The sequence below is a fragment of the Streptomyces sp. NPDC026417 genome, assembly GCF_055567695.1.
Window position 1 is genome coordinate 1 of sequence record NZ_JBVHPY010000089.1, and the last position, 4,357, is coordinate 4,357.

A 4,357-nucleotide genomic window follows, 5' to 3' on the forward strand; every position below is an offset into this window, starting at 1 on the left:
CCACCCCCGCAACTACCTGGCGTTTCTCGGACTCGCCGCCGCCCTCTGCTGCTACAAGAGGCTCCTCCGCCTCACCACATAGGACACCGTCTTAAGCAGTGGCGCGGCCTGGCCACCCGCACCGACAAGCTGGCGATCGCCTACCAGGCCGCACTCCACCTCGCGGGCATCCTCATCTGGACCCGGCGCTGACCAAAGAGACAGAACCTAGCGCCAGACGGTGGCCGACCAGCGGATGCTGCTCCCCGCATCCGCGGGGATGACCCCGACTCCGACAGTAACCCTGTGTAACTCTGCACTATAGAGCTTTACAGAAGCTCTATAGTGCAGCTATGAATGCGACGACGATTCAGGTGTCCCGGCAGGTACGTGATCACCTCGCCGAGCTTGCCCGAGAGCGAGGCTTGAGCCTGGGACAGCTGGTCGAGGCCATGGCGGCTGAGCTGCCTACGGCGGGGCAGCGCGCCGAGCGCCTGGCGGCGGACCGCGAAGTGGTTCGGCGCATCATCGGAATCGAGCTGAGCGATGAGGAGTTCGATCAGGCTCCGGACGTCCGCGGCAACATCTACAAGATCGCTGCCGAGAGGGCGCGCGCAGCGCGGGGCAGTGCCGCGTGATCATTCTCGACACCAGTGCAGTACATGCTCTGGCTCTCGGCCACAAAGCATTGAACCTGCTCGCGGGCAATATGGCCCATACGCCCACCGACCAGCTCCGCATTCCCGCTTTGTGCCTCATGGAGGCCGAGGCCGGCGAAGAACATCTCCACCGCCGCGTACTGGCGTTCTCCTCCGTAGCCGTCGATCCGCTCGACACCATGGCAACCGCCACCGTCGGCACCATGATCCGTGACGGATACGGCGGCCCCGACACCTGCCACGCCCTCTACTGCGCCCTGCCCCGCGCCGAGTTCACCGGCATGTCCATCCTGCTCACCGGGCACGAAGACCACTACCCGCCCGGCGTGATCACCGTCGACATCAACTCCCCCGGCATGCTCGGCTTCCGCTGAAGTTGATCCTCGACGTGGACGTCGAACTCGCCAGACAGCCCGCCGCGTAATGGACCGGTGTCGCTAACGAGGCGCTCATCGCGTGCACCCGCACCCAGCAGGCCGAAATGGGCTACACCCAGCCCCGGTCGGGGCTCTTCTCGTATGGTCCGGCGCATGCGACGTAACCTTCGTTCCGCTCGCCTAGCCATCCTCGCGCTAGCCAGCCGCACCGGTGTCACCGCTGAACGACTGCGGCGTCAGGGCCCAGGGCAACGACGCGAAACCGTGGTGAAGCGTACACCATCGAGCGACCCCTGAATTCCTAAGTTGTGATTGCCATTTGGCAGATGCATTCGACATCTGGATCGAAGGCTGCAAGAAGCAAGGTCAAAACCCGGCCCCCTACGCGGCTACCAGCGTGACCTCCATCACCCCCAAGCATCAAGGTGCCCATCCACCCTCTTCAACCGGAGACTTAATAGCGGTGTGCACCCACTCTCCAGCGCTCCTGTCCCACAGGGTGACACCTCCCATCCCCCGCACTGGAGGACCACCTACCTCTTCAGATTCGAGACTGCGCGTATAATGACTTTCGCATCGGTAGTAGCTTGCGACAACAGGTCTCGGCGGGATCACTCGCATTTCAGCGCATGTCACTATAGGTGAAACATCATCAAAAGTGGCCACCCCGGGTGTCGGCGACGACCACTCAGGCTCACCCCCATTGAGTGGTATTTTGTATGAAACCCCAGTCGTGATGCGGCTAACCACAAGGGGCCAGTCGCCGTTATTCTTCACTTCGATACTTGACGTCAGACCGTAATCTTGACTTACGGTCGCACCGAGGGCGAAACCCACGTACATGCCATAAATGCATTCGCGGGCAATGGCTCCACTTGCACCATTCAGAGGCTTCCATCCAGAACAGGCCGAGAATTTAAGATCATGAGCCTGTGCGCTTCCACTCGAAAGGCCGAGAAAACCAACAGAAGCCAGGGGCAAAGCCAGCATAGAGATGAATTTCTTTCTCATTCCATTCTCACCGTTAGTTTCATCGTGTCGGTTCAGAATGCGATCTGGAAAATTTCCCTTAGTTTGCGCGCCCTTTCGATTGAAGCTCTTGAATCGCGAGAAAATAGAAAGTGACCCTGGGTCACCTTCCCTCTTTAGGTCTTCGCCTTTCCTCTTACTTCAGCCTTGACCACTTCAGAATGTGGCCAACCCGTTTACAGATGGCAGTGTTGCGAGTGTTTCTCCAGAGGCAGCAGGGATCTAGAGTGACAGCTACTTACGGCGGCTAACGAGTTGGTGCGTGATGGCGGGTGGGGCATGTCTGCCCTGTTCACACGGCAGCTGTAGATAGGCCCGCTGATGCTCATCGCTGCTGTTCAGCGGTGTGACGGGGGTGGCTGCGGGCATGAGGGCGGCCGCCTTGATCATGACGTGGTGTGACGCAACATCAGAACGAGACGGCCGCTTCGGCCACCGTAGACCGCGGAGTCCATGAGACCGCGTTCGGGGGCCTGCTGGCCTCGTTGGCCGGCTGCTTCGCCCGCTCGGAGACCCGGGAGACGTTTGCCCGGATGACGCGGGGCATGCTGATGGAGCTCGAGGACGTGAACTGCTGGAGCCTGGCCGAAGCGATCGGTGAGCGGGGCCCGCACCGGCTGCACCATCTGCTCTCCCGTGCGGTGTGGGACCAGGAAACGGTGCTGGAGCTGGCGGCGGCCTGGGCCGTGGACCTGCTCGATGACGGCGACGGGGTCCTCATCGCGGACGAGACAGGAGACGCGAAGTCTTCCACCGACGCGGTCGGTGCGGCCCGCCAGTACTCGGGCTCGGTCAGTGGTGTGGATCTGTGCCAGGTCGCGGTGCACCTCACCTTCGCCACCACCGTCGGGCACTGCCTGATCGACCGGCGCCCGTACTTCACCAAGGAGTGGGCCGCAGATGAGGAACGCCGCGAGCTGACCGGCGTCCCGGACGGGCTGTGCTTCGCGACCAAGCCGCAGCTCGCGGCACACATGCTCCGCGCTGCCAGCCAGGGGATATCCGCCTCGTTCTTCCTGGGGGACGAGGTCTATGGAGGACGGGAACTACGTGGTGTCTGCCGTGAGCTGGGGCCTGGGCTACGTCGTGGCCGTGCGCTCGAACCACCCGGTCACCACCCAGCCGGGAAGCTGAACGCAGCCAGGGCTGCCGCCCGGCTGCCGAAGCGGGCCTGGCACCGGATGCAGACCGGCACGGGCCAGAAGGGGCACGCGACTACGACTGGGCGATGATCGAGGTCACCGCCTACGACACCCCTGACGGACACGACCGCGACGCGGGTACGTCCGTCCTGCCGGTCCGCCGCCACCGCTACACCCGCACCGTGTCCTACTACCGCTGCTTCGCCCCCGGACCGGTGACCCTGGCCCGCCTGGTGTCACTGGCGTGCCGCAGATGGCGGGTGGAAGACGACTTCCAGAACGCGAAAGGGACCTGCCACCTCGACAAAGGCCAGGTCACCTACTGGAACTCCTGGCACCGCTGGAGCGTGATCACCCTGGCCGCATACGCGTTCCTGGCCACCGCAGCAGCTCTCGAACGCACAGCCCAAACCGCCCGGGACGACCCCGACAAGACCGACCTCGCCCCCCTCAGCAGCCACGAACTGCTCCGCCCACTCAGAACCTTGATCCTGCCACCGCCGCGACGAGACCGCGAGCACCTACTGTGGTGGTTCACCTGGCGCCGCCGCCATCAACACCACGCCCGCCTCTGCCACCGGCGATGGCACGCCTACGCCGACACCACACCATGATCAGAACCACGCCAGCGGCTATCTACAGCTGCCGTGTCAGACAGCAGGCGAGTTTGAGGGACGCTTCGTGGATGTCGGCTCGGCGTTCCCGGCGGATCCGCAGGCGCCGGAAGCCGTGCAGCCACGCAAAGCTTCTTTCGATCAACCAGCGGTACGTGCCCAGTCCGGTGCCGTGGCGTGTTCCGCGGTGGGCAATGGCCACGATGCCGCGGTCGCGGACCTGGTCGCGGTAGACGTCGTGGTCGTAGCCGCGGTCGGCGAACAGCGAGTCGGGTCTGCGGCGCGGTCGTCCGACACGGCCACGGACGGAGGGGATCGCGTCGAGCAGGGCAGCAGTTGGGTGACGTCGTTGCGGTCGCCGCCGGTCAACAGAACCGCGAGCGGGGTGCCGTGTCCGTCGGTGATCAGGTGGTGCTTCGAGCCTGCCCGGCCCCGGTCGACCGGCGAGGGGCCCGTGCAGATCCCCGTTACCGTTTTCGTGGCCTCGCAATGAGGCTCCCGGCCTTCGGCCCCGGTATGACTTGAGCCCCCAGTCGAGATGATCGAAAAGGTGGTGT

At 63.9% G+C, this 4,357-nt stretch carries 4 protein-coding genes and 2 pseudogenes; 5 read left to right on the plus strand and 1 reads right to left on the minus strand.

Annotation, left to right across the window (positions count from 1 at the left end):
- Positions 1-84 precede the first annotated feature (84 nt).
- The 5 genes and pseudogenes from ACZ4NT_RS38840 to ACZ4NT_RS38860 all read left to right on the plus strand — a co-directional run.
- Positions 85-192, plus strand: a pseudogene (locus tag ACZ4NT_RS38840) (IS5/IS1182 family transposase); the annotation flags it as partial.
- A gap of 140 nt (positions 193-332) precedes the next feature.
- On the plus strand, positions 333-617 hold the full coding sequence (locus tag ACZ4NT_RS38845) for a hypothetical protein (protein ID WP_467730137.1): 285 nt from the start codon (positions 333-335) through the stop codon (positions 615-617).
- On the plus strand, positions 614-1,012 hold the full coding sequence (locus ACZ4NT_RS38850; RefSeq protein ID WP_467730139.1) for a hypothetical protein: 399 nt from the start codon (positions 614-616) through the stop codon (positions 1,010-1,012). Before ACZ4NT_RS38845 ends, ACZ4NT_RS38850 begins: the two co-directional genes overlap by 4 nt.
- 1,430 nt (positions 1,013-2,442) lie before the next feature.
- Positions 2,443-3,276, plus strand: a complete 834-nt coding sequence (locus tag ACZ4NT_RS38855; protein ID WP_467730141.1) for an IS701 family transposase — start codon at positions 2,443-2,445, stop codon at positions 3,274-3,276.
- Positions 3,273-3,800, plus strand: a complete 528-nt coding sequence (locus tag ACZ4NT_RS38860) for a hypothetical protein (RefSeq protein WP_467730143.1) — start codon at positions 3,273-3,275, stop codon at positions 3,798-3,800. Before ACZ4NT_RS38855 ends, ACZ4NT_RS38860 begins: the two co-directional genes overlap by 4 nt.
- A 22-nt stretch (positions 3,801-3,822) precedes the next feature.
- Here the strand turns inward: ACZ4NT_RS38860 and ACZ4NT_RS38865 are convergent.
- A pseudogene (locus ACZ4NT_RS38865) lies at positions 3,823-4,256 on the minus strand (IS5 family transposase); the annotation flags it as partial.
- Positions 4,257-4,357: the final 101 nt, after the last annotated feature.

What these genes read in the sequence shown, in the direction of transcription:
- ACZ4NT_RS38845 (WP_467730137.1), top strand. Translation starts at nt 333, where the DNA reads ATGAATGCGACGACGATTCAGGTGTCCCGGCAGGTACGTGATCACCTC.
- ACZ4NT_RS38860 (WP_467730143.1), top strand. Translation starts at nt 3,273, where the DNA reads ATGATCGAGGTCACCGCCTACGACACCCCTGACGGACACGACCGCGAC.